Consider the following 22,495-nt stretch of genomic DNA (forward strand, 5'->3'; position numbering starts at 1 on the left):
ATAGCGACTCGGCCTCGGACCGGGGTGCAGCAACGCTGTATCCCCGCAGTTTCGCGTGTGCCGACAGCACCCGTCAGGCTGTTGCGGTTGCCTCGGCGAGAGCTTCAGCTACGATCGACGGATGCTCCGCCTCATCCTCGTTCGTCATGCCAAATCCGCCTGGGATGACCCTGGGCTCGCCGATTTCGATCGCCCCCTGGCGCCGCGGGGTATCGCGGCCGCACGATGGATCGGCGAAACCCTTGGCGCGCAGGGCTGGCTGGCCGATCGCATCGTCTGTTCCACCGCCCGCCGCACGCGCGAAACGCTGGAGTTGGCGATGGCGCGCCTGCCTGCCGACAGTCCGCCGGCCGACCTGGTCTGGAGCGATGCGGTGTATGACCGCCGCGACCACGACTATCTTGGCTTGCTCGCCGAGCGGGGCGGGGACGCCAGGGTGCTGATGCTGGTGGGGCACAATAGCGCGACCCAGCGGACGGCGCTGAGCTTGAGCGGCAGCGGCGAGCCGATTGGAGGTTTTCCAACCGGAGGCATCGCCGTCATCGACTGCGACATCCCCGGCTGGATGAACCTCGTGCCGCGCTGCGGGCGGCTGGTGCACTTCGTCAGACCGCCCAAGGGCTAGGCCGGGACGCCGCGCGGGCGCCCCCGCCAACGGCAATCAGAGATTGCAGCGGTGGTAGCGGCCGTCATAGCCGAGGAACATGTCGGTTTCGGCGTTGTACGAGCGATACCGCGCCTCGCAGGCGGCGACGTGACCGTCGTAACGGTCATAGGAATCGCTGTTGCGGTTCATGCTGCCGACGATGGCCGCACCCACGGCAAAGCCGAAAATCCCCGCGGCGACGCTGCCCAGGTTCGGCTGGTTCCACCGGTACCAGTTGCGATAGTCGTTGTGCGTCCAGTGGCTATGGTTGCGGCGCCAGTCGCCACAGCCGCGCCAGTTCGGATGCTCCATGCAGCGCTCGGAGACGTAGCGCTGCTGGGCGCCGATGCTGACATTGACCGAGGCGGCGCTGGCGGGGGCTGGGATCATCATGATGCCGGTGAGACCTGCGGCGACGATGGCGGAAGCGAGCTTTTTCATGTGAGACTCCTGGTCTTCTTGTTGAGCTGACGCTTACGAGGACAACGCTGCGACACCGGCATAGTTGCCCGAGGCACGGCAGGGGCTTTCACAGCTGCGGCAACTCTGCGATAAGGGAGCGTTCGCGCGACTGGCGAGATCAGATGGGGCACCATCGGGGAACGCGAACGAGCAATTGCCGCTCGCCTGGGCACCCCTCGTAACCTCATGGGAGCCCGCATGCACCGGACGATCCACAGATATTGCCAGGCCCTCCTCAGCTTGGAATCGCCGGAACCGGCGTGCTACACGCACGCCAGCCGAAACGCCCTCAATCCTGCTGCCTCGGGAGACGCCAAATGAGCGCCGCCACGTCCCTTCCGCTCTTTCCCCGTTTCTTCACCAACACACTGGCCGAAACCGATCCCGAGATCGCCGAGGCCATCAAGCTGGAACTCGGCCGCCAGCAGCACGAGATCGAGCTGATCGCGTCCGAAAACATCGTGTCCAAGGCCGTGCTCGAGGCCCAGGGCTCGATCATGACCAACAAGTATGCCGAGGGGTATCCGGGCAAGCGCTATTACGGCGGCTGTCAGTATGTCGATATCGCCGAGAACCTGGCGATCGAGCGCGCCAAGCAACTGTTCGGCGCCAATTTCGCCAACGTCCAGCCGAACTCCGGTTCGCAGATGAATCAGGCCGTCTTCCTGGCGCTGCTTGAGCCGGGCGACACCTTCATGGGGCTCGACCTCAACTCCGGCGGCCACCTGACGCACGGCTCGCCCGTCAACATGAGCGGCAAGTGGTTCAAGGTCGTCTCCTATGGCGTCCGCCAGGACGATCACCTGCTCGACATGGACGAGGTGGCGCAGAAGGCCCGCGAGCACCGTCCCAAGCTCATCCTCGCCGGCGGCACCGCCTATTCGCGCGTCTGGGACTGGGCGCGCTTCCGCGAGATCGCCGATGAAGTCGGCGCCTATCTCATGGTCGACATGGCCCACATTGCCGGCCTCGTTGCCGGTGGCGTGCACCCCTCGCCGGTGCCGCACGCGCACGTGGTCACCACCACCACGCACAAGTCGCTGCGCGGCCCCCGCGGCGGCATGATCCTTTCCAACGACGAAGCCATCGCCAAGAAGATCAACTCGGCGGTGTTCCCCGGCCTGCAGGGCGGTCCGCTGATGCATGTCATCGCGGCCAAGGCCGTGGCCTTCAAGGAGGCGCTGCAGCCCGAGTTCAAGGCCTACGCCCGCCAGGTGGTGGCCAATGCCCGGGCTCTCGCCGCGACGCTGATCGAGAACGGCCTCGACGTGGTCTCGGGCGGCACCGACAATCACCTGATGCTGGTGGACCTGCGCAAGAAGAACGCCACCGGCAAGCGGGCGGAAGCCGGCCTCGGCCGTGCCTACATCACCTGCAACAAGAACGGCATTCCGTTCGATCCGGAAAAGCCGTTCGTCACCTCGGGCGTTCGTCTCGGCACGCCGGCGGCAACCAGCCGCGGCTTCGGCGAGGCGGAGTTCCGCGAGATCGGCAAGCTGATCGTCGAGGTGCTGGATGGTCTGCGCGAAGCCAATTCCGACGAAGGCAATGCCGCGGTGGAAGCGGCGGTGCGCGATAAGGTCATGGCATTGACCTCCCGCTTCCCGATCTACGCCGACTAAGATGGCCTGGGGCTGCGCCCCCATCCGGCGTAACGCGCCACCTGCCGGCGAGGGCTCGCCCCTCGTCCGGCTTCCCCAACGGGGAGAGGGGCGGCGCGCAGGGACCGGGGCGCAGGCCCATGAGTGAAGAGGAACATCGATGCGCTGCCCCTATTGCGGAAATGACGATACGCAGGTCAAGGACAGCCGCCCGACCGAGGATTCGAACGCCATTCGCCGCCGGCGGATCTGCCCCAGCTGCGGCGGACGCTTCACCACTTTCGAACGCGTGCAACTGCGCGAACTGCTGGTGGTCAAGAAATCCGGCCGCAAGGTGCCGTTCGATCGTGACAAGCTGGCGCGCTCGGTTGGCACCGCCATCCGCAAGCGCGACGTCGAGCCGGAGCGGGTGGAGCGCATGATCTCGGGCGTGGTCCGCCAGCTCGAGAGCCTGGGCGACGTCGAGGTGACCTCCGATCAAATCGGTGAGTTCGTGATGGAAGGACTGAAGGGGCTCGACGACGTTGCGTTCGTGCGCTTCGCTTCGGTCTACAAGAATTTCTCGGCAGCCGACGATTTCCGCTCCTTCCTCACCGAGCTGGGTGACGACGAGCGCAACAAGCCCAATCACGACGACGATTGAGATTGCGGTTCCCGCGTCCAGTGGCTAAGCCAGCGGGCAGCTCATTGCGCGTTCGACGCGCACAACAGAATGAATTCCCCAGATATGGCCCAGCCCAAGCCACGTGATCCATCCGCCCCTCGCACTGCCAACCAGCGCGGCGCGGCGCGCCTCGCTGCCGTCCAGGCCCTCTATCAGATGGACGTGGGTCGCCAGACGCTCGAGGATACCTTGAGCCAGTTCAGCGCGATCCATGTCGGCCGCGAGGTCGAGGGCGAGGAATATCTGCCGGCCGATGCCGATTTCTTCCGCCAGATCGTCACCGGGGTGATCAAGGCGCAACTGCAGATCGATCCCGCGGTGGACAATGCGCTGGTCGACGGTTGGCCGATGCCGCGTATCGACGCGACGCTCAGGGCGATCCTGCGTGCGGCGACGTTTGAGTTGCTGCGGCGCAAGGATATTCCGGCGCGGGTTGTCATCACCGAGTACGTGGACGTCGCCAAGGCGTTCTACGAGGATGACGCGCCCAAGATGGTCAATGCCGTGCTCGACGGCGTGGCGCGCGCCGCGGGGCGCGACGACGAAGCGACGAAGTCCAGGTAGGCTGCCATGGATGAGCGCGCCACCAATATCGGCTCGCCGCTCCGCAATATCGGGTTGCTGGCCGTGGCTCAGGCGATCCTGGGGTCGAACCAGGCGATCATCATGTCGATCGCCTCGCTCACTGCCGCCACCATGGTTGCCGACAAGGGTTTTGCCACCGTCCCCGTTACCCTGATGATCATCGGGACAGCGCTCGCCACTGGACCGGCGGCGCTGCTGATCCACGCGCTTGGCCGCCGCGAGGGGCTGATGCTCGGCGCGGCGATCGCCATTCCGGCCGGCATCATTGCCGCCTTGGCGGCCTGGCTCGATCAGTTCTGGCTGTTCTGCCTGGCGCTGGCGGTGTTCGGCCTACCGGCGGCCTTCGCCAACCAGTACCGCTTCGCGGCGGCCGACAGTGTCCCGGCCAGCCTCAAGTCACGGGCGATCTCATGGGTGCTGTTCGGTGGGGTGGTGGCGGGCTTTCTCGGTCCGCAGCTCGCCGCACACACCAAGGGCTGGATCCCGGGGCATGAGTTTGCCGCGACTTACCTGGTCATGGGCCTGCTGGCGCTGGTGGCCATCGCGGTGATCAGCCGCACCCGCCTCGCGCCGACGGTTAAGCGGGCGGAGGATCGCAAGGCTGGCAGGTCGCTGCCGGTGCTGTTGCGCGATACTGGCATCTGGGTGCCGATGGTCGTTGCCGCCGCGAGCTATTCGCTGATGGTGCTGGTGATGATCGCGGCGCCGCTGGCCATGGTCTACGTCTGCGGGCACACCACAGAGGACGCGGCATTTGCCATCCAGTGGCACATCGTTGCGATGTTTGCGCCAAGCTTCGTCACCGGTGCCGTCATCCAGCGGGTCGGCGCGCGGCTGACCGCGGCCATCGGGCTGCTGCTGATCCTGGTCGCCGCGGGGGTTAACCTCCACGGCGTCACCACGCTGCACTTCGATATTTCGCTGATCCTGCTGGGCGTTGGCTGGAACTTCGGATTCATTGCCGCAACCGCCATGCTCGCGGCAGCCTATCGGCCTGAAGAGGCGGCGAAGGTGCAGGCCGCCAACGAGCAGGTAGTGTTCGGCGTGATGGCCCTGGCCTCGATCGCCTCAGGCCTGCTGCTGCAACTGATCGGCTGGGAAGCTATCAACCTGCTGGCCATTCCGGTCGCCGCCGCGGCGATCCTGGCGCTGGCCTGGGTCAGCTTCCGGCCGGGCAGGGCGCAGCCAGCCGGCGATATCTGAGCAGTTCGTCTCGATCAGTGGCCGTCATCCCGAGGAAAGTCGGGACCCCGTGATCCGACTAGTCCAGGCGCACGGTCTTTGCGGCCCTGCAAAGACCGACCGGAGGAGATCGTGCTGACCAAACGTCCGCGCAGTCCCGGCTTTCGCTGGGATGACGGTCGGTGGGTTTGATCGGCTTTGCGATCGACGTCAGATCGACGACAGGATCGACTCGAGGAAGGTCCGGTCCTGACCGTAGGACGGCGTGCGACGGCTCTCGATCGAGAACGACTTGCCGTCCTTGACGCCCAGCCGCTCGGTATCGACCACCTTGTTCTTCTTGTCGAAGTAGACGACGAGCAGGGTGCGTTGCTTGCTCAGTTCCATGCCGAACGCGGTCTGCTGCACCTTCTCACCCAAATAGTACCAGGCGGTTTCGGTGGCGAACGAGTTGGTGATCTGCGGCGAGCCGAGCACGGCAGTGACCAGCGCGGCGCTCTGGCCGACGCGAATCTGTGCCACCGCGTCTTCGGAGATCTCGTAGCCGCGGGCTTTGGACTGCGTGAGACTCATCCCGCTGCCACATGCTGCAAGCGACACGCTGAGGAGTACCGCAGCGGTCATCGGGAGCAGGCGGTTAGTGACGGTGCGCAGAGGCATCAATTTGACTTTCCCGATCGCTGTCTACTATTAGCACGGCCTTGGCCGAGCGGGCACTGTGTAGCTGTCAAAGGCGCCCGCTGGCAAGCTGGCTTGCATCCTTGCACGAACCCTTCCACACCGGCAGCACCTTGTCCCGCAAAACCGCGGAGTGCGACTGATGATATTGAACTTGTTCAGGAAAAACCCGTCCTCCGACGCTGTTTATGCCATCTATACAGCCATTGTGGCGCAATCCCGGCAACCCGTCTTCTACGCCGACTGGGGCATTCCCGACACGGTCACCGGTCGCTTCGACATGATCTCGCTGCACCTGTCGCTGCTGTTTCGGCGCCTGCGGGCCGAGAAATCGGCTGCCGAGTTCAGCCAGGCGCTGTTCGATCTGTTCTTCAAGGACATGGACAATTCGCTGCGCGAGCTGGGAGCAGGGGACATGGCGGTGCCCAAGAAAGTCCGCAAGATGAGCGAGATCTTCTACGGCCTGATGACCAGCCTCAACGAGGCGATGGACCGCGGCGACCGGCCCGGCGTCGAGTCGGTGCTGCGCCGCAACGTGTACGCCGAGGCTGAGTCGGTCCACGCGCCACAGCTGGCCGCCTACCTGTTCGCTCAATCCGACTCGCTGGCCGCGCAGGCGCTGACCGATATCGTCGGGGGGCGCCTCGACATGGCGGCGGCGGCATGAGTTCGGAACAGCTGCGCATTGCGGATGCCAGCATCCGCCTCGATTCGATGCCGGCGGCGGGGCGCGACCTTGTGCTGGTGGTGGGCGCTGCCGATCGGCTGGCGATCGCCGAGCAGCTCGGGATCACCGCGGTGGAAAAGCTCGAGGTCAAGCTCCACGCCGTCCGTTTCAAGGGCGGCATCCGGGTATCCGGACGGTTGATCGCCACCACGGTGCAGCCGAGTGTGGTGTCGCTCGAGCCGGTCACGCAGGAGATCGTCGAGCCGATCGAGCGGGTATTTCTGCCCGGTGGCGAGAAGGTCTATGCCGGTCCCGCCGATGCTGAGATCTTCGTCGATCTTGACGGCGAGGATGTGCCCGACCATTTCGAGGGCAACGAGGCCGATCTGTCGGCGCTGATCATCGAGACCCTGGCACTGACCCTCGACCCGTATCCGCGCCAGCCGGGTGAAAGCCTTGGCGCCTTGCGCGACGATGGCGATACCGAAAGCGATCTGCCCTTTGCCGGCCTCAAAATCCTCAAGACTCCCGAGGACAAGGGCTAGAGCGCCGTCGGTCGCCGGCGTTTCGACGTTTGGCCGCAGCGATGAGCGCTCTAGGCCGGCCATGCGTCGGGGTGGTATCTTGTCTGGGGTAAGCGTTTGAGTATGTTGAAACCTGTCTCCGTCAGGGGACGCTGGACCGGGCGGCGATGAGCGATTCCATCCGTATCTCCGTTGACGCCATGGGCGGCGACAAGGGCCCGCGCGTGGCCGTCGAAGGCGCGCGCCTGTTCTGGCGCGAGCGCAAGAACACCAGTTTCATTTTCCACGGTCGCGAGGCCGAGCTGAAACCGCTGCTGGACGAGTTCCCGGACCTCAGGAAGGTCTCGCGTATCGTCGATGCCGAGGTCGTCATCTCGATGGAGGAGAAACCCTCGCAGGCGCTGCGCAAGGGCCGCGGCACCTCTTCGATGTGGGCGGCCATCCAGTCGGTCAAGGATGGCGAGGCCGATGTGGCGATTTCCGGCGGCAACACCGGGGCGCTGATGGCGATGGCCACCTTCTGCCTCCGGCCGATCGAAGGCATCTCCCGACCGGCGATCGCTGCGCTCTGGCCGACGCTGCGCACCGACATCATCGTGCTCGATGTCGGTGCGACGGTTGGTGGCGACGCCAAGCAGCTGACCGATTTTTCGATCCTCGGAGCGGCTTTGGCGCGGGCGCTGTTCGACCAGGAACTGCCCACGGTCGGGCTGCTCAATGTCGGCACCGAGGAGATGAAGGGGCACGACGAGGTCAAGGAAGCCGCGCGGATTCTCCACGCTGCCAGCGGCGAGGGCTTTGTCTATCACGGCTTCGTCGAAGGCGATGATATCGGCAAGGGCACGGTTGACGTGGTGGTCACCGAGGGCTTTGCCGGCAATATCGCGCTGAAGACGGCCGAGGGCACGGCCCGGCAGGTGGGCGCCTACATCCGCAATGCGCTCAAGGCCGACCTCATCTCGATGCTCGGCGCGGCGATCGCCGGCCAGGCGCTGCAGGCGCTCCGCCGCAAGCTCGACCCCCGCAACATCAACGGCGGCGTCTTCCTCGGCCTCAACGGCATCGTCATCAAGTCGCATGGCGGCACCGACGAGGTCGGCTTCAAGGGCGCCCTCAGCCTGGCTTACGAGATGGCTCGCAGCCGGGTCATGGACAAGATCGGCGAAGGCATGCGCCGCTTCCCCACTCTGAGCGTGGCGCCCTCGACCGAGGCAGCGCCGGCTCCCGAAACCGAGGCGAAATCCGCGTGACTGACAGGAAATCCATTATCCGCAGCGTCGGCTCCTATCTTCCGGCGCGTGTGGTGATTAATGACGAGCTGGCCAAGACCGTCGACACCTCCGACGAGTGGATCCAGCAGCGCACCGGCATCAAGCAGCGCCACATCGCCGCCGAGGGTGAGAACACCTCCGACCTCGCCGCTGCCGCCGGGCGCAAGGCGATGGAGAATGCCGGCATCTCGGTCGAAGATGTCGACCTGATCGTGGTTGCGACCACGACGCCCGACATGACCTTTCCGGCGACCGCCGCCGTGGTGCAGCAGAAGCTGGGTATGCATCATGGCGCGGCATTCGACATCCAGGCCGTGTGCTCCGGCTTCGTCTACGCCGTGGCGACCGCCGACTCCTACCTCAAGAACGGTCTGGCGCGCCGCGCTCTGGTGATCGGCGCCGAGACGGCCACGCGCATCCTCGACTGGAACGACCGCACCACCTGCGTGCTGTTCGGCGACGGGGCAGGGGCGGCAGTGATGGAACTGGGCAAGCCCGGCGAGGATCGCGGGGTGCTCGCCACCTCGCTTCGCTCCGACGGTCGCCACTGGAACAAACTTTACACCGACGGCGGCCCCAGTTCGACGCAGTCCATGGGACACATCCGCATGGAGGGCAAGGAGGTCTTCAAGCACGCCGTCGGCATGATCACCGACGTGGTCTACAAGGTGCTCGAGGATACCGGCCACAGCATCGAGGATCTTGACTGGTTCGTGCCGCACCAGGCCAACAAGCGCATCATCGATGGTGCCGGCGTCAAGCTCGGCCTGCCGCCCGAGAAGGTGGTGGTCACCGTCGATCGCCACGCCAACACGTCTGCGGCCTCGGTTCCGTTGGCCCTGCACACCGCCGTGGCCGACGGCCGGATCAAGCGCGGCGACCTGGTAATGATCGAGGCGATGGGCGGCGGCTTCACCTGGGGCGCTTCGCTGATCCGCTGGTAGCGGCTCCGGCCCCCGCGGCTTGGACCTGATGTTCCGGCGCTCGAGAGGCTCACGCCTTTGATCGGTAAGCCAGATTGCCAGTGGCGTGACAGCGCGTTAATCTTTGTCAAAGATCCGTAGGTGGGGGCGCCTGACGGGCACCTGTATCCAGCTGGGCAAAGAACGGAGGGGCGGCATATGACGCAGAGAACGGTCACGCGAGCCGACTTGGCGGAAGCGGTCTACGAGGCGGTGGGGTTGTCCCGCACCGAGTCGGCCGAATTGGTGGAGCGGGTGCTCGACCTCATCGGCGATGCGCTCGTAGAGGGCCACAACGTAAAACTCTCGTCTTTCGGCTCATTTCAGGTGCGTTCGAAGAACGAGCGGATCGGCCGGAATCCCAAGACCGGCGAGGAAGTGCCGATCCTGCCGCGTCAGGTTCTGGTGTTCAAACCCAGCAACGTGTTGAAATCCAAGATCAACAAATCTATGGTCCGGTCTGGAAAATAAGACTCTTTCCGGGCGGGTGAGTCCTTTTGGACAAGTCTCCAGACGCGTTTAGAACCATCTCCGAAGCGGCCGACGAGCTCGACCTGCCGCAGCATGTGCTGCGCTTCTGGGAAACGCGCTTCTCCACCATCAAGCCGCTCAAACGCGGCGGCGGCCGCCGCTACTACCGGCCCGAGGACGTGCTGCTGCTCAAGGGCATTCGGCACCTGCTCTACGATCAGGGCTTCACCATCAAGGGCGTGCAGCGGATCCTGAAGGATCAGGGCATCCGCTACGTCATCGGCATCGGCGAAGGCCGTCCCGTCGAAGCGCTGGAGCGCCAGCCTGCCGACACCGAGCCCGAGGAGGATTTTGCCTCCGAGCCGGCCATGGATCCCGAAGAGGATATGACCGACGCGCCACCGACGCCGTCGCGACTGAAGCTGCCGAGCTTCAAGCCCAAGCCGGCCGGCCTGACGGCCGCCGACCGCGACAAGCTCTCCGACGTGCTGCGCGAACTGCTCGACTGCAAGCGCCTGCTGGAGCGGGCCCGCGAAGGCTAGAGCATTCCCCCGACTGAGTTACCCGGCATGACGCGACCGTCGACCCACCCGAGTCCGGTCTGGTCCGTTGTAAGGTGACCAGGCCCAGTTCGTAACTGGCGCTCCACGGTTCGGCGAAGCGGGTGCAGTCAGGCCTCGGGGCGGGCCGGCTTCGGATCGAGCACCCCGTAGGATTGCGAGTTCCCTTCGCCACCGTTGTGCACCTGGCCGGCGACGCCCAGCCCGCGCCGCAACAACTCGCGCACTGCCGCGGCCCGACTGGGCATGCGGTTGGCAAACCGGAAATCGTCGAGAGCGCGCAACTCATCGCTCTCCAGCATGATCTGGAGGCGCTCGCCGCGCTGCAACTCGTTACCCTTGTATGTTTTTTCAGCCATCTCGTCACCGAGCCGTCAGTTACTCATTCAACTCATTGTGCTCCGGATGGTTGCCTACGGCGAAGCACTCATTGGGCGCGTTGTGTTCAACCTCCTGCCTGACCGCTAGCCGCTACTTTCGGGCAGCAGCCTAACTCGGTTTCTTCTCGACCTTGCAACTGGTGAGGTCCACCCTGAGGCAAAGGAGAGCCCCATGCTTGTTTCCCCTCAGGTGGACGGTGTCTGCATCGGCACCATCCTCGTCCTCGAAGAAGAGGCGCTGGTTTCCGTCATGATTGAAGATTTCCTGCTCGACCAGGGTGCGCTGGAAGTACTCGTGTGCAGCAATCCTGAAGCCGCGGAGGTCGCAGTCGCGCGGCGCAACGTCGATTGTGCGATCCTCGGCGTGACGCTCGGCGCCAGCGACAGCTTCGGCCTTGCCGATGAACTCGACCGGCGTGACGTGCCATTCCTGTTCGCGACGGCTACGGGACCGGAGGCCATCGTGGCGCGTCACCGGCACCGGCCGATCCTCGCCAAGCCGTATTCGAATGACCAGTTGCTGGAGTTCATGCACGCGGCGGTGCTCGCTCAGCGCGAAGAGCCGGCCTGAAACCCAGATGGGGATGCAAAGAGGGGCTCTGAGGCCCCTCTTTGTTCGTAGTCGCCCGATCAGGCCCGTTTCGGAATCTGTACGTCCCTGAGCATGATCGTGAAGATCATCGCCAGCACATAGAGCGCCGCGACCCACAGGAACATCGTATTGATGCCGGCGCCATAATGCGTCAGCACCACCTCGCGCGCCGCCTCGGGCAGTGCGGCGGCGATGTGCGGGCTGAGGCCGGTGAGACCGTCGGGCAGCTGCGCGGCGATGTCGGCCGGCAGCGTGGCGTTCTGCTGAGTGAGGGCAAAGGTCATCACCGCGCCGTTGATGGCGAGGCCGATCGAGGCACCGATGGTGCGGGCCTGGGTGATCAGACCCGTGGCGGCGCCGATATCGGCCAGCGGCGCGGCGGCCTGAATGGCGACCATCAGCACCTGGAACTGCAGCCCCATCGAGATGCCGAACACCGCCATCATGATGGCCAGCGCCCAGAGCGGCGTATGCGCATCGATGAAAGTAAAGGCCACCATCAGCGTCGCACCGACCGCCATCGCCGCCACCGGCATCCACTTGTAGCGGCCGGTCGCCGCGATGACCCGGCCGGCCAGCATCGAGATCACCATCGAGGTGGCCGAGGCCGGCAGGAACAGGAAGCCGACTTCCGCCGGCCCCAGGCCGGTGAGCGTCTGGAAGTAGAGCGCGAAGTAGAAGAACATCCCCAGCGTCACTGAACCCGCGATCAACGACACGATGCTGACGATGCTGATCGTATGGTTCCGGAACAGCCGCAGCGGAATGATCGGCTCCTCCGCCCGCCCCTCGACGATGATGAACCAGATGGCGGCGCCGATGCCGATCACCGGCAGTGCGAAGGTCAGCAGGTCCGGCCCCGTCGGGTCGAGCACGTGGTCGCCCCAATAGACGATGGCGGTCGTGGCGATCGCCAGCAGCACCCCGCCGAGATAATCGACCTTGTGCTTCTTTTCCGTGAAGCGGCGCTGCATCGCCACCGCGATGATGGCGAGAACGACAATGCCCACCGGCAGATTGACCAGGAACACCCAGCGCCAGCCGAAGATGTCGGTGATGTAGCCGCCGGCGACCGGCCCGAGAATGGAGCTCAGCGCAAAGACGGCCGATGAATAGCCCTGGTACTTGGCGCGGTCCCGCGGGCCGAACAGTTCGCCGATCATGGCGAAGGCCGAGACCATCAGGCCGCCGCCGCCGATGCCCTGCAGCACGCGGGCCGCAATCAGCGATTCCATCGACCAGGCCATGCCGCAGACCGCGGAGCCGATGATGAACAGCACGATGGCGGTCATCACCACGTTCTTGCGGCCGTACATGTCGCCGAGCTTGCCGTAGAAGGGCGCCACCGCGGCTGTGGAGAGCAGGTACGCCGAGCCCACCCAGCCGAACAGGTGCAGGTTGCCCAGTTCCCCGGCAATGGTGGGCAGCGCCGTCACCACGATCTGCATGTCGAGGGTCGCCATGAACATCGCGATCAGGGCGCCGAAATACACCAGCAATGTCGTGCGGTCCGGGCGCGCCGGCGCCTCGGCCGCTGCTGGAACGGAAGATGAGTCTACAGTCATGGAAAGCCTCCGAAGCTCGGAGGCGGGTTATGTGCTTCGGGCAAATGCATGTCAACGACAATTATATGACAACAGCACATAATTGACCGGAGCATGCATTCATGCTACCGCGACCTTCCATGAGCAGCAGCAAGAGCGGCATCGCCCGCGAACCACTCACCGATCTCCCCACCATCTGCCAGACGCGCGGCGATCGCGAGATGGTCGAGCTGGCGGAACAGGCTGGTTTGTCGCCCAATGCGGCGGAGGCCGTCGCAGCCATCGACGCGGTGATGCACAAGGTCCGCCGCTCTATCCAGCGCCGGGATTTCGGCCGACAGGTGATGGCGGAGATGGACCCCAGCCTCGATGTCAGCCATCTCGATGCGATCAGCGCCATCGCGCACAAGGGGGAGGAGATCACCGAAGTGACGGTGGGTCTCGTGGCCGAGCGGCTGGGCATCGATCCGTCGCGCGCCAGTCGAGTGACGTCCGAACTGGTCGAGCGAGGCTATGTCCGACGCGTCGCCTCGCAACAGGATGCGCGGCGGATCTGCCTCGAACTGACCCAGAGAGGCCGCAACTTCGTCGAGGCCGTGCGGCGCAACAAGGTACAGATCTTCACCAGGGCGCTGGCGCAGTGGAACGAGCACGAATTGATGGTGTTCGCGGCGCTGTTCGAGCGCTTCTCCAATTGGGCGACTGATGAGAACGGCGTGGCGCGTTCGGCTGAGAACATCCGTCGCCTGCTCGACGAGGCAGAGGCGGCGCCTCGGGAAATCGCCGGCGCCAAGTAGCAGCTGGACGCACGGCCGCCGCGACCGTAACTGTTCTGCATGTCCAGAACCACAGCGGCAACGCTCGCATTGACCAAGGCGGGCATCGCCTTCACGCATTTTCCCTACGACTACGATCCCGATGCGCCACGGATCGGACTGCAGGCGGCCGAGGCGCTCGGCAAGGCTCCCGAACAGGTGTTCAAGACCCTGATGGCCGAGGTCGACGGCAAGCCGGTCTGCGTCGTTGTGCCTTCCGACTGCGAGGTGAGCATGAAGAAGCTCGCCGCGGCATTCGGCGGCAAGTCCGCCAACATGTTGAAGCCGGCCGATGCGGAGCGTCTCACCGGCTTCAAGGTCGGGGGCATCAGCCCGTTCGGCCAGCGCAAGCGGGTGCCAACCGCCATCGACGAAACCGCCGAACTGTTTGACGAAGTGCTGATCAACGGTGGCCAGCGTGGCCTGCTGGTCGGGCTGAGTCCCGCGGACGCGGCCCGCGCTGCCGAGGCGAAACTGATCGACCTGGTGGCCTGACAAACCCCGCCGGCAGCGCCGACAGGGCCTTCGCGTTGCGCGCGAGAGATCAGAAGCAAAGATGGTCGTGGTGACAACGCGTGTTGCGTGCGTCGGCGGACCCCGCGGCTAGAACACCGCCAGGTACTTCAGCAGCGAGATAATGCCGATGATGATCACTACGATCTGGATGATCTGCTTGACCCGCGCGTCGACCGGCAGGCGCTGGACCAGCCAGAGGATGAGGGCGACGACCAGGAAGGTGATGAGAATTCCGATAAGGATGGACATCTGTAGTCTCCGTGACGCTGCGGAAATGCAGGTGTGTCACAACGCGCCAACTGCGAAAGCGTGGCAGGCCACCTCGAAAAATCCGTTTCGAAACCGGGCGTTGTCCCGGCTAGGTGAGCGACGGAACCGAGTTGGGGCGCGCCAAGTTTCTGTCCGATGACCGACCCGGCCGACCTCGTCGATCCGCGTGGATTGCATTTCGGCCCGCTCGGCGCCAACTGGATCCACTTGTGCATCGATATGCAACGGCTGTTCGCCGAACAGACCGAGTGGCAAGCCCCGTGGATGGAGCGGGTGCTGCCCGAGGTGGTGCGTCTGGTGGAAATGCAGCCGGAGCGTACTGTGTTCACCCGCTTCATCCCGCCCCGCAGCGCCGACGATGTCGCCGGCACCTGGCGGCGCTACTACCAGCGCTGGGCGGCGATGACCCGCGACCGGCTCGAGCCCGGCCTGCTGGAACTGATCCCCGAACTGGCGCACTACGCCCCGCCGGCGCGTGTTGTGGACAAGCCGATCTACAGCCCCTGGCTGGGCAGTCGACTGCACGCCGAGCTGGTTGCGGCAGGCATCGATACGGTGATCGTCTCCGGGGCCGAGACCGAGGTCTGCGTGATGGCCACGGTGATCGGCGCGATCGATCTGGGGTACCGCGTGATCATCGCCACGGATGCGATCTGCTCGTCCGCCGACTCGACGCATGACGCCATGCTGCACGTCTATGACAGCCGTTTCGGTATGCAGGTCGAGACGGCAGAAGTGGTCGAGATTGTGGAAGCGGCGGGGCGATAGCGCGGTTATCCCCGCTGACCTGTTGGTCGCTAACCACTCGTTAATCCGTTGGCTCAAATGCCGTTGATCGGGGATGCCGGGTGGTGAACCTGACGCCGCTGCATTCGGGCAGTCGCCACGTTTCACTGCTGAGCCCATCATGACCACCGCCGATGATTTCGACGGGGCCGGACCGCTGCGTCCTGCGCCCAGCTATCCACAGATCGTCGAAGTGACCGGCACGGCACGACGCCATAACCGCATCACCCGGGGCCGGATCGCCGTGGTTGCGGCTCTGTTGGTGACCGGCTTCCTGCTGATCGGCGGACGGCTGGTGCAACTGGGGCAGGTCAAACTGGACGACGCCATCGAAGGCGTCACGCGCAACATCATTCAGGCATCGCGCCCACCGATCGTCGACCGCAACGGCATCACCATCGCCGTGGATATCCGCGTACCGTCGCTCTATGCCGAGCCGCGCAGCATCGTCGATGTCGCGACCACCGCGGCGCAACTGCGAACCGTGCTGCCCGACCTGGACGAAGCCTGGCTGCGACAGCGCCTGAGCGGCGACAAAGGCTTCGTCTGGATCAAGCGCGAACTGACGCCTGCCATCGAGGAACAGGTCATGCGGCTGGGGCTGCCCGGCATCGACTTCATCGAAGAGAGCAGGCGGTTCTATCCGGCGGGACCCGAGCTCGCCCATGTGATCGGCAGCGTCAATGTCGATAACCAGGGTATCGCCGGGATGGAGCTGGCGATCGACCGAGACGAGCTGGCGGTACTGCAGGAGGTGGGGTTGGCGCGTGGCGCCGATCTCGAGCCGAAGATGCTGTCGGTCGATACCCGTGTGCAGTACGTGGTGCGTAGCGAGTTGCTTGCCGCGCTTGCGCGCTTCCGCGCCATCGCCGCGGCAGGGGCTGTACTGGACATCCGGACCGGCGAGGTCATCGCCATGGTCTCGCTGCCGGATTTCGATCCCAACGCCCCCGCCACTGCGCTGCAGCCCGACAGCTTCAACCGCATGACCAACGGGACGTTCGAGCTCGGCTCGACCTTCAAGACCATCACCATCGCTGCCGCGCTCGACAGCGGCGCGGTCGCCATCGACGACATGATCGATGCGCGCGAAGGCGTGCGCTTCGGCCGTTTCCTGCTCGACCATGGCAGGCACGAAATCATGTCGGTGTCGGATGTGTTCCGCTACTCCGACAATATCGGCACAATCCGCATCATGGAGCAGATGGGCAAGGAACGGCTCCGGGCGTTCCTCGCCGCGGCCGGTTTCGATCAGCGCTCATCGATCGAGCTGCCCGAACGCGCCGCACCGCGGGTGCCTGCCAACTTCTCCGATGTCGGGGCCGCCACCGCCTCCTATGGCTATGGCTTTGCCGCCACGCCGATGCATATGCTTACCGCGGTGGCCGCGTTGATGAACGGCGGAAAGCTGGTGCCGCCAACGCTGTTCCGCCGCGGCGAGGCCGAAGCCGAGCGCCTTGCGCGTCCGATCGTCAGCCCGAAAACCAGCCGGGAAATGCAGTACCTGTTCCGCATGAATGCGCTGCTCGGCTCCGGGCGCAACATGGATGCCGCGGCTCAGGGGTATCGCAGCGGCGGCAAGACCGGCACGGCAGAAAAGACCATCAATGGACGCTACTCCAAGACGAGGAACGTCACCGTCTTCACCTCGGCCTTCCCGATGGAAACTCCACGCTACGCCATGCTGGTGATGCTCGACGAGGCCCAGGCCGAGAACGACCGCGCGACTCGCGAGGCGGGCTGGAACGTGGCGGTGGTCAGCGGACAGATCATCCGGCGCATCGCGCCGATGTTGGGCATTCCGCCCAGCGCCGCCGCGGGCATCGATGATCGGCTGATGCAGATCGGCTCCCGCTCGGAAGCTCTTCCCGACGGCCTGCCGAGGTGAGCTTTTGCGTTGCTTCGATCGCATTGCCGCAAAAATGCCTCTTGCCTCAAAAGGCTGGTTTCTGTAGGCCTCCGCTCCAGTCGGGGTGTAGCGCAGCCTGGTAGCGCATTTGTCTGGGGGACAAAGGGTCGTCGGTTCAAATCCGGCCACTCCGACCATTTCTTCCAAGCCTAGAGGATAGCGGATTGGATATTGCCCCCAGCGATCCGCTCCCGGAGGAACTGTCGCTCGTTGCTGCCAGCCTGGAACGCTGGCCGGTCGTCGCAGGCGGCACGCCGACACTGATCAATCTTTCCGAGAATCACACGTTCCGCATCGATGGCGCGACTGGCTCGCGCCACGTGTTGCGCCTGCACCGGCCGCGCTATCAGTCGCGGACTGCCATCGGCAGTGAACTGGCCTGGCTTGAAGCGATTACCGACGACACCGAAATCCCGGTGCCGCGCCCCATTCCGGGCGCCGATGGCGAGATCGTGCAGGAGGTGGCGCCCGATCGCTTCGCTGCGCTTTTCGCCTTCGAGAACGGCGTCGAGCCACAGCCCGACGCCGACCTGGTGCCGCTGTTCGCCACGCTCGGACGCTATGCCGCGACGCTGCACAACCACATTGCGAGCTGGCAGCAGCCCGAGAAATTCGTCCGGCCGATCTGGGATGCCGTAGGCATCCTCGATGCCTCCGGTCTGTGGGGCGACTGGCGCAAGGCGCCGCATGTCGAGGGCGATACCCTTGCGACGCTGACCGAACTCGATGCGGCATTGCGCGCCGACCTCAGGGCCTATGGCACCGATATCGACCGCTTCGGGTTGATCCATGCCGATATGCGGCTCGCCAACCTGCTGATCGATGGCGAGCACACCGTGCTGCTCGACTTCGATGATTCCGGCTACGGCTGGTTTCTCTACGATCTGGCGGCCAGCCTGTCGTTCATCGAGACCTCGCCGCAACTGCCGGCGCTGATCCGTTCCTGGCTCGGCGCATATATGGAAGTTCGGCCGCTGAAGCCGGAGGACCTGCGGATGATCGATTCGCTCATCCTGCTGCGTCGTATGGCGCTACTGGCCTGGATCGGCTCCCATGGCGAAACCGAGCTTGCCAGGTCGAATGCCGAGCGGTTTGCACTGGACACGGCGATAATGGCGCGGAAGTATCTGAGCCGCTGACGGCCGGGGGAGGGCGCCATGCGCATCCTCGCTGTCGCCGATCTACACTACAACCTGCCGCAGTTCGATTGGCTCGTCTCCGTCGGCAGCCGCTATGACTTGCTGATCATCGCTGGAGACTTGCTGGATGGCAGCTCCTTCGTCACCACCAGCGCGCAAATGGTGGTGGTGCTGAAATATCTCGAGCGGTTGCGCTCGATCGTGCCGCTGGTGGTCTGCTCGGGCAATCACGACCTCAACCACGCCTATTCGACTGGCGAGCGATATGCGCGCTGGGTCCCCTATGCGCGGGGGCAGGGCGCCCATGCCGATAACGAGACCTTCGCCATCGGCGAGGACACCATCACCGTCTGCCCCTGGTGGGATGGCGAGATCGCCAAGCATGCCATTGCCCGGCAACTGGCGGAGGCCGCACCAGCCCGTGGATCCAACTGGATCTGGGTCTACCACGCGCCCCCCGCCGAGGCGCAGGTCAGTTGGTCGGGCTCGCGCTACTATGGGGATCTGGAGCTGGCGAGCTGGATTGCGCAATACCAACCGCGACTGGTGTTCAGTGGACACGTGCATGAAGCGCCGTTTGCGCGTGGCGGCTCGTGGGCCGCGCGGCTTGGCGACACATGGGTCTTCAACCCCGGCCGGCAACTGGGCGGGGTCCCGACCCATATCGTCGTCGATACAGCGTCGCGGCACGCGGCGTGGTTCTCGTTCGAAGGGGCAGGAACGCTCGATTGGGGCAATGACGGTGTGCCCGAAGAGATGTTCGAGTGGCCGGCCTGGCTGCCGCCTGCGCCGCCCCCGGCTTAGGGGCTAGAGCCGGGGATCGGGTTTATCGTCAGCGTCGACCGGGGCGATCGCCTGGGTTGGCAACTGCTGGTGCACCAGGGCCTCCAGTACCTCGTCGACCATGCCCAGGTGGTCGTTGCGATCGGCGAACTGATGCTTGAGATCGGCGAGATAGGTCGTGGCGTCGACCAGACGGCTGGCGAGGATGCGAGCCACGTGAAAGACGATCTCCGGCCGCAGTTGGAGAAAGCTCTCGGCATCCTCGATACGGTGGACGGTGACCGGTTCGATCGCCCGCACCGTGGCGCTGTGCGCGCGGCCGAGCAGCGCCGAGATTTCGCCGAACACTGCACCGGGCTCATCGACCAGCGAGACGCGCACGTCCCCGCGCAGCACTTCGACCGCACCCTCGACGAGGATATACAGCACACCGCTGCTCGGCCCCTCGGCGATCAGCACATCGCCCGTGTCGTAGCGCACCTTGGCCAGATCGTCCGTCGAGGCGAGCACCGCCTGCATCGAGGTGTTCTGAGGTTCCACGGCTGCCCCCCCGCTTTGATGTCACGGGACAATGCGCTCGCCGGGCCGGTGCCGCCAAGTCAAATCGCCGATCTTCATGGCAGTAGGCAGGTGGGACGGACAGGCGCCGCTGGAGATGAGCCAGTATTCCAGGGGACGTGCCGGGCCTTCAGAGCCAGCGCTCCGACACCACGATGGTGTCTCCGGGATAGATGGGGAAGTCGAGGTTCACCGCCCCCTTGACCATCTGGTTGCCCTGCCGGCGGTAGATCACCGCCTTGCTGCGCTCCGCGGTATCGGAGTAGCCGCCGGCGGTGCTGATCGCGGCGCGCACCGTCATGCCGTAGACATAGGGGAACTGCCCGCCGTTCTTGACGGCGCCCTGGATGAAGAACGGACGATAGGTCTCGATCTCGACCGCGACGCTGGGTTCGCGAATATAGCCCTGGGCCAGCGCGGCGGTGATCGAGGCGGCGGCCAGTTGCGTGGTCTTGCCGCGCACCTTCACCGGCCCGACCAGCGGCAGCGCCACGGCGCCGCCATCATCCACCTGGTAGCTCTTGGAGAGCTCGGCTTCGCCATAGACGCTCACCCGCACCACATCGCCGGTATCTAGCGTGTAGGGGCCCTTCACCTCGACGAGGTAGGTCGATGGCTTGCCGTTCACGGCACAGGCCGCCAGCGGCACCAGCAGCACGATGAAAAGGAGACGCAGCCAGCGCATGGCTATCCCTGGAAGCTCTGATCAGGGCGCCAGTGTCGGGTGCTATGGTTAACATTCTGCTTAGAAAACCGCCGTCGCCATCCCACTTTGCGAGCCGGCTTAACCGAATGCTTACCACGCCGGGGGCATAGCTCGGGGGTAACAGTGAGGGCGGGCGAGTGAGTTCCGATTTCGAGCGCGCCGACGATGTGCGGATGGACGTGGGGGCGCTCTTTGCCGCCCTGCTGTCGCGTGCCCTGCGCATTGTGCTCGTCACCGTGCTGCTGCTGGTCGCGACGGCGGTGATCCTGCTGTTCGTCCCCAAGAGCTACGAGTCGTCGACCAGTCTGCTGGTCGAGCCCCGCAACAACATCTACACCCGCGCCGCGATTGAGGCGCCGTCGAGCGGCAGTGCCGTCAACACCGAGGCGCTGATGTCCAGCCAGGTCGAGCTGATCAAATCGCGCGACCTGCTGCTCGAGGTGGTGGATTCGCAGAACCTTCGTTCGGTGCCCGAGTTCGCCAACGCCGGCTTCTCGCCGCTGGGCTTGCTGTTGCGCCTGATCGGTCGCGGGCCGGAGCCGCGCAGCGTCGACGAGACGGTGCTCGGCAACCTCGCCGACCGCCTGACGGTGATCCGTGAGCGCGATTCGGCAGTCATTTCGATCCATGTCCGCTCGAGCGATCCCGAACTGGCGGCGCGCATCGCCAACGCCATCGCCGCCGGCCACGTGAAGCGTCGCGCCGCCCAGTCGCTGGCCGACACCGCCGACGCCACCGTGTGGCTGCGGCAAGAGATCGACAAGCTCCGCACCGAGGTCAAGGCCGCCGAGACGGCCGTCGCCAACTACAAGGTCGACAACGATCTCTACGTCGGCAGCAACAACGTGTCGGTGACCGATCAGCAGCTCAGTGTCGTCACCACCCAGATCGCCGAGGCGCAGCAACGCAAGAACGACGCCGAATCGCGTTCGAAAGTGATCCGGGGCATGATCGCCTCGGGCCAGTCGCTCGACGGTGTCAACGACGTGCGCAACTCGGTGGTGATCCAGAGCCTGCTGCAGACCAAGGCGAACCTGCAGGCCGACCTGGCGCAGAAATCGACCACGCTGCTCTCCAACCACCCCACCATCAAGGCGCTGAAGGCGCAGATCGGCGAGCTGACCCGGCAGGTCGCCGCCGAGGCCGCGCGGGTCGCCGATGCGCTCGATGCCGAGGCCAAGGTCGAGGCCGGGCTCGAACAGCGACTGCGCGACGACCTGAGCCGCGCCAAGCTGACGGCAGGCGACGCCACCAAGGGCAGCGTAACCCTCGATGGCCTCGCCCGAGAGGCCAAGACGCAGCGCGATCTGCTCGAGAGCTACCTGGCCAAATATTCCGATGCGACGTCCCGCACGGCCTCGAACGCCGCGCTGCCGGATGTTCGCATTGTCAGCGAGGCAGCGCCCTCGGTCGAGCCGGCAGCGCCGAAGATCCCACTGATCCTCGGAGCGGTCGGCTTCGTGGCGTTGGCGCTGCAGGGGGGCGCCGTGCTGATGGGAGAACTGATGTCCGGTCGTGTGCTGGTCGAGCGGCAGCGCGTCGCCGATGTCGAGGCAGCGGACGAGCGCTACGAAGCTGAGGCGCCGCCGCCCTTTTCGGGCAATGACGACATCGACGACGAACTGGAGCAGGCGGTAGAATCGAGTCTGGCACCCGCGCCGCGTCCTGCCGCTGCCGATGAGCTTGCCCAGCTTTCCGCTGCGGTCAGCGCCCATCAGTTGCGCACGGTGCTGCTGGCGAGCCTCGACGGCGGCGCCGAGCCCCTGATGGTGATCGACCGGCTGCTCGAGGACGCGCTGATGGCCGGCCTCAGCGCCGTTGTGGTCGACGCCGGCAGCGGCGAGCCGAGTGCAGCGCCCGGGCTCACCGACCTGGCTGCCGAACACGCCGACTATGGCGACGTGATGCAGCGGGCCGGGGATAACCTTGCCGAGGTGCCGTGGGGCCGGCTCGACGCGCTCGACCGCCGCTCCTCGCGGCCGCTGACCATGGTCGAGGCGCTTGCCGACATCTATCACGTGGTGATCGTCGACACCGGTCGCGTCGGCCTCGCCTCCAACTTGCCGCTGTTCAGCGGCGCGAGGGCCAGCGTGGTGCTGGTGGCGAGCTCCGACAGCAATCCGGTCGCGGTGGGCGCCGCGCGCCGCGACATTGCCGCGCTGGGCTTCGAGGTCGGCCGGGTGGTGAGCCTGCCCACCGCCAGGGCGAACGTGGCATAGGCTCT

26 protein-coding genes, 1 tRNA gene and 1 riboswitch are annotated in these 22,495 nt (G+C 65.3%); of the genes, 20 read left to right on the top strand and 7 right to left on the bottom strand.

Annotated elements, in window-relative coordinates; genetic code table 11:
• Positions 1-121 precede the first annotated feature (121 nt).
• A complete protein-coding gene (locus APS40_RS19680) occupies positions 122-625 on the top strand; it encodes a SixA phosphatase family protein (protein WP_055048667.1) in 504 nt (167 codons plus the stop codon).
• A gap of 36 nt (positions 626-661) precedes the next feature.
• Here the strand turns inward: APS40_RS19680 and APS40_RS19685 are convergent, their stop codons facing one another.
• On the bottom strand, positions 662-1,087 hold the full coding sequence (locus APS40_RS19685) for a BA14K family protein (RefSeq protein ID WP_055048668.1): 426 nt from the start codon (positions 1,085-1,087) through the stop codon (positions 662-664).
• A 116-nt stretch (positions 1,088-1,203) separates the two neighbouring features.
• A riboswitch (ZMP/ZTP riboswitch) is annotated at positions 1,204-1,286 on the top strand.
• Between the two features lie 139 nt (positions 1,287-1,425).
• Between APS40_RS19685 and glyA the strand changes: the two genes are divergently transcribed.
• The 4 genes from glyA to APS40_RS19705 all read left to right on the top strand — a co-directional run bounded on the left by glyA (position 1,426) and on the right by APS40_RS19705 (position 5,161).
• A complete protein-coding gene (gene glyA, locus APS40_RS19690; protein ID WP_055048669.1) occupies positions 1,426-2,730 on the top strand; it encodes a serine hydroxymethyltransferase in 1,305 nt (434 codons plus the stop codon).
• Positions 2,731-2,869: 139 nt separating this feature from the next.
• Positions 2,870-3,352, top strand: a complete 483-nt coding sequence (gene nrdR, locus APS40_RS19695) for a transcriptional regulator NrdR (protein ID WP_055048670.1) — start codon at positions 2,870-2,872, stop codon at positions 3,350-3,352.
• Between the two features lie 84 nt (positions 3,353-3,436).
• Positions 3,437-3,937, top strand: a complete 501-nt coding sequence (gene nusB, locus APS40_RS19700) for a transcription antitermination factor NusB (RefSeq protein WP_055048671.1) — start codon at positions 3,437-3,439, stop codon at positions 3,935-3,937.
• Between the two features lie 6 nt (positions 3,938-3,943).
• On the top strand, positions 3,944-5,161 hold the full coding sequence (locus tag APS40_RS19705) for an MFS transporter (protein WP_055048672.1): 1,218 nt from the start codon (positions 3,944-3,946) through the stop codon (positions 5,159-5,161).
• Positions 5,162-5,350: 189 nt separating this feature from the next.
• Here the strand turns inward: APS40_RS19705 and APS40_RS19710 are convergent, their stop codons facing one another.
• Positions 5,351-5,713, bottom strand: a complete 363-nt coding sequence (locus APS40_RS19710) for an outer membrane protein assembly factor BamE (RefSeq protein WP_055048673.1) — start codon at positions 5,711-5,713, stop codon at positions 5,351-5,353.
• Positions 5,714-5,960: 247 nt separating this feature from the next.
• On the opposite strand from APS40_RS19710, the gene APS40_RS19715 reads away from it, so the two are divergent.
• The 6 genes from APS40_RS19715 (at position 5,961) to APS40_RS19740 (ending at position 10,255) form a co-directional block, all read left to right on the top strand.
• Positions 5,961-6,485, top strand: a complete 525-nt coding sequence (locus APS40_RS19715; protein ID WP_055048674.1) for a ubiquinol-cytochrome C chaperone family protein — start codon at positions 5,961-5,963, stop codon at positions 6,483-6,485.
• Positions 6,482-7,030, top strand: a complete 549-nt coding sequence (locus APS40_RS19720) for a DUF177 domain-containing protein (RefSeq protein ID WP_055048675.1) — start codon at positions 6,482-6,484, stop codon at positions 7,028-7,030. Before APS40_RS19715 ends, APS40_RS19720 begins: the two co-directional genes overlap by 4 nt.
• A gap of 146 nt (positions 7,031-7,176) precedes the next feature.
• The gene (gene plsX / locus APS40_RS19725) at positions 7,177-8,259 is read left to right on the top strand and encodes a phosphate acyltransferase PlsX (protein ID WP_055048676.1); all 1,083 of its coding nucleotides are present in this window, start codon (positions 7,177-7,179) and stop codon (positions 8,257-8,259) included.
• Positions 8,256-9,224, top strand: a complete 969-nt coding sequence (locus APS40_RS19730; RefSeq protein ID WP_055048677.1) for a beta-ketoacyl-ACP synthase III — start codon at positions 8,256-8,258, stop codon at positions 9,222-9,224. Before plsX ends, APS40_RS19730 begins: the two co-directional genes overlap by 4 nt.
• A gap of 177 nt (positions 9,225-9,401) precedes the next feature.
• The gene (locus APS40_RS19735) at positions 9,402-9,713 is read left to right on the top strand and encodes an integration host factor subunit alpha (protein ID WP_055048678.1); all 312 of its coding nucleotides are present in this window, start codon (positions 9,402-9,404) and stop codon (positions 9,711-9,713) included.
• A 26-nt stretch (positions 9,714-9,739) separates the two neighbouring features.
• Complete coding sequence (locus APS40_RS19740) at positions 9,740-10,255, top strand: MerR family transcriptional regulator (protein ID WP_055048679.1); 516 nt, start codon at positions 9,740-9,742, stop codon at positions 10,253-10,255.
• A gap of 128 nt (positions 10,256-10,383) precedes the next feature.
• Here the strand turns inward: APS40_RS19740 and APS40_RS19745 are convergent, their stop codons facing one another.
• Positions 10,384-10,632: a hypothetical protein gene (locus tag APS40_RS19745; RefSeq protein ID WP_055048680.1), complete on the bottom strand. Its 249-nt coding sequence runs from the start codon at positions 10,630-10,632 to the stop codon at positions 10,384-10,386.
• A gap of 193 nt (positions 10,633-10,825) precedes the next feature.
• On the opposite strand from APS40_RS19745, the gene APS40_RS19750 reads away from it, so the two are divergent.
• On the top strand, positions 10,826-11,224 hold the full coding sequence (locus tag APS40_RS19750; protein WP_156343005.1) for a response regulator: 399 nt from the start codon (positions 10,826-10,828) through the stop codon (positions 11,222-11,224).
• A gap of 59 nt (positions 11,225-11,283) precedes the next feature.
• Here APS40_RS19750 and APS40_RS19755 read toward each other — a convergent pair whose 3' ends face one another.
• Positions 11,284-12,810 carry an MDR family MFS transporter gene (locus APS40_RS19755; RefSeq protein WP_055048682.1) on the bottom strand — a complete coding sequence of 509 codons (1,527 nt, stop codon included), beginning with the start codon at positions 12,808-12,810 and terminating at the stop codon, positions 11,284-11,286.
• 119 nt (positions 12,811-12,929) lie between these two features.
• Here APS40_RS19755 and APS40_RS19760 point away from each other — a divergent pair, with 119 nt between their 5' ends.
• Both APS40_RS19760 and ybaK read left to right on the top strand, forming a co-directional pair.
• Positions 12,930-13,586, top strand: a complete 657-nt coding sequence (locus tag APS40_RS19760) for a MarR family winged helix-turn-helix transcriptional regulator (protein ID WP_055048683.1) — start codon at positions 12,930-12,932, stop codon at positions 13,584-13,586.
• A gap of 39 nt (positions 13,587-13,625) precedes the next feature.
• A complete protein-coding gene (gene ybaK, locus APS40_RS19765) occupies positions 13,626-14,099 on the top strand; it encodes a Cys-tRNA(Pro) deacylase (protein WP_055048684.1) in 474 nt (157 codons plus the stop codon).
• Between the two features lie 108 nt (positions 14,100-14,207).
• Here ybaK and APS40_RS25210 read toward each other — a convergent pair whose 3' ends face one another.
• On the bottom strand, positions 14,208-14,369 hold the full coding sequence (locus APS40_RS25210) for a Thivi_2564 family membrane protein (protein ID WP_197279370.1): 162 nt from the start codon (positions 14,367-14,369) through the stop codon (positions 14,208-14,210).
• A 156-nt stretch (positions 14,370-14,525) separates the two neighbouring features.
• Here APS40_RS25210 and APS40_RS19770 point away from each other — a divergent pair, with 156 nt between their 5' ends.
• The 5 genes from APS40_RS19770 (at position 14,526) to APS40_RS19790 (ending at position 19,028) form a co-directional block, all read left to right on the top strand.
• Positions 14,526-15,158 (top strand): cysteine hydrolase, encoded by a 633-nt coding sequence (locus tag APS40_RS19770; protein ID WP_055048685.1) that lies wholly within the window; start codon positions 14,526-14,528, stop codon positions 15,156-15,158.
• A 139-nt stretch (positions 15,159-15,297) separates the two neighbouring features.
• Positions 15,298-17,064 carry a peptidoglycan D,D-transpeptidase FtsI family protein gene (locus APS40_RS19775; RefSeq protein WP_055048686.1) on the top strand — a complete coding sequence of 589 codons (1,767 nt, stop codon included), beginning with the start codon at positions 15,298-15,300 and terminating at the stop codon, positions 17,062-17,064.
• 81 nt (positions 17,065-17,145) lie between these two features.
• A tRNA-Pro gene (locus APS40_RS19780) sits at positions 17,146-17,222 on the top strand.
• Positions 17,223-17,249: 27 nt separating this feature from the next.
• Complete coding sequence (locus APS40_RS19785) at positions 17,250-18,224, top strand: phosphotransferase enzyme family protein (RefSeq protein ID WP_055048687.1); 975 nt, start codon at positions 17,250-17,252, stop codon at positions 18,222-18,224.
• Positions 18,225-18,242: 18 nt separating this feature from the next.
• Positions 18,243-19,028: a metallophosphoesterase family protein gene (locus APS40_RS19790; RefSeq protein WP_055048688.1), complete on the top strand. Its 786-nt coding sequence runs from the start codon at positions 18,243-18,245 to the stop codon at positions 19,026-19,028.
• Between the two features lie 3 nt (positions 19,029-19,031).
• Here APS40_RS19790 and APS40_RS19795 read toward each other — a convergent pair whose 3' ends face one another.
• Together APS40_RS19795 and APS40_RS19800 are read right to left on the bottom strand one after the other, a co-directional pair.
• Complete coding sequence (locus APS40_RS19795; protein ID WP_236884140.1) at positions 19,032-19,547, bottom strand: cyclic nucleotide-binding domain-containing protein; 516 nt, start codon at positions 19,545-19,547, stop codon at positions 19,032-19,034.
• A 148-nt stretch (positions 19,548-19,695) separates the two neighbouring features.
• Positions 19,696-20,250 (bottom strand): polysaccharide biosynthesis/export family protein, encoded by a 555-nt coding sequence (locus APS40_RS19800; protein WP_055048690.1) that lies wholly within the window; start codon positions 20,248-20,250, stop codon positions 19,696-19,698.
• A 158-nt stretch (positions 20,251-20,408) separates the two neighbouring features.
• Between APS40_RS19800 and APS40_RS19805 the strand changes: the two genes are divergently transcribed.
• Positions 20,409-22,490, top strand: coding sequence for a GumC family protein (locus APS40_RS19805; RefSeq protein WP_055048691.1), 2,082 nt, complete (start codon positions 20,409-20,411; stop codon positions 22,488-22,490).
• The last annotated feature ends 5 nt before the right edge of the window (positions 22,491-22,495 follow it).

Origin of the sequence: Devosia sp. A16, from assembly GCF_001402915.1 — a bacterium.
Classification (GTDB): Bacteria; Pseudomonadota; Alphaproteobacteria; order Rhizobiales; family Devosiaceae; genus Devosia_A.

Excerpts from the sequence above, each read along its gene's own strand:
- APS40_RS19680 (WP_055048667.1), top strand. The coding sequence starts at position 122 with ATGCTCCGCCTCATCCTCGTTCGTCATGCCAAATCCGCCTGGGATGAC.
- APS40_RS19685 (WP_055048668.1), bottom strand. The coding sequence starts at position 1,087 with ATGAAAAAGCTCGCTTCCGCCATCGTCGCCGCAGGTCTCACCGGCATC.
- glyA (WP_055048669.1), top strand. The coding sequence starts at position 1,426 with ATGAGCGCCGCCACGTCCCTTCCGCTCTTTCCCCGTTTCTTCACCAAC.
- nrdR (WP_055048670.1), top strand. The coding sequence starts at position 2,870 with ATGCGCTGCCCCTATTGCGGAAATGACGATACGCAGGTCAAGGACAGC.
- nusB (WP_055048671.1), top strand. The coding sequence starts at position 3,437 with ATGGCCCAGCCCAAGCCACGTGATCCATCCGCCCCTCGCACTGCCAAC.
- APS40_RS19705 (WP_055048672.1), top strand. The coding sequence starts at position 3,944 with ATGGATGAGCGCGCCACCAATATCGGCTCGCCGCTCCGCAATATCGGG.
- APS40_RS19710 (WP_055048673.1), bottom strand. The coding sequence starts at position 5,713 with ATGAGTCTCACGCAGTCCAAAGCCCGCGGCTACGAGATCTCCGAAGAC.
- APS40_RS19715 (WP_055048674.1), top strand. The coding sequence starts at position 5,961 with ATGATATTGAACTTGTTCAGGAAAAACCCGTCCTCCGACGCTGTTTAT.
- APS40_RS19720 (WP_055048675.1), top strand. The coding sequence starts at position 6,482 with ATGAGTTCGGAACAGCTGCGCATTGCGGATGCCAGCATCCGCCTCGAT.
- plsX (WP_055048676.1), top strand. The coding sequence starts at position 7,177 with ATGAGCGATTCCATCCGTATCTCCGTTGACGCCATGGGCGGCGACAAG.
- APS40_RS19735 (WP_055048678.1), top strand. The coding sequence starts at position 9,402 with ATGACGCAGAGAACGGTCACGCGAGCCGACTTGGCGGAAGCGGTCTAC.
- APS40_RS19745 (WP_055048680.1), bottom strand. The coding sequence starts at position 10,632 with ATGGCTGAAAAAACATACAAGGGTAACGAGTTGCAGCGCGGCGAGCGC.
- APS40_RS19750 (WP_156343005.1), top strand. The coding sequence starts at position 10,826 with ATGCTTGTTTCCCCTCAGGTGGACGGTGTCTGCATCGGCACCATCCTC.
- APS40_RS19755 (WP_055048682.1), bottom strand. The coding sequence starts at position 12,810 with ATGACTGTAGACTCATCTTCCGTTCCAGCAGCGGCCGAGGCGCCGGCG.
- APS40_RS19760 (WP_055048683.1), top strand. The coding sequence starts at position 12,930 with ATGAGCAGCAGCAAGAGCGGCATCGCCCGCGAACCACTCACCGATCTC.
- ybaK (WP_055048684.1), top strand. The coding sequence starts at position 13,626 with ATGTCCAGAACCACAGCGGCAACGCTCGCATTGACCAAGGCGGGCATC.
- APS40_RS25210 (WP_197279370.1), bottom strand. The coding sequence starts at position 14,369 with ATGTCCATCCTTATCGGAATTCTCATCACCTTCCTGGTCGTCGCCCTC.
- APS40_RS19770 (WP_055048685.1), top strand. The coding sequence starts at position 14,526 with ATGACCGACCCGGCCGACCTCGTCGATCCGCGTGGATTGCATTTCGGC.
- APS40_RS19775 (WP_055048686.1), top strand. The coding sequence starts at position 15,298 with ATGACCACCGCCGATGATTTCGACGGGGCCGGACCGCTGCGTCCTGCG.
- APS40_RS19790 (WP_055048688.1), top strand. The coding sequence starts at position 18,243 with ATGCGCATCCTCGCTGTCGCCGATCTACACTACAACCTGCCGCAGTTC.
- APS40_RS19800 (WP_055048690.1), bottom strand. The coding sequence starts at position 20,250 with ATGCGCTGGCTGCGTCTCCTTTTCATCGTGCTGCTGGTGCCGCTGGCG.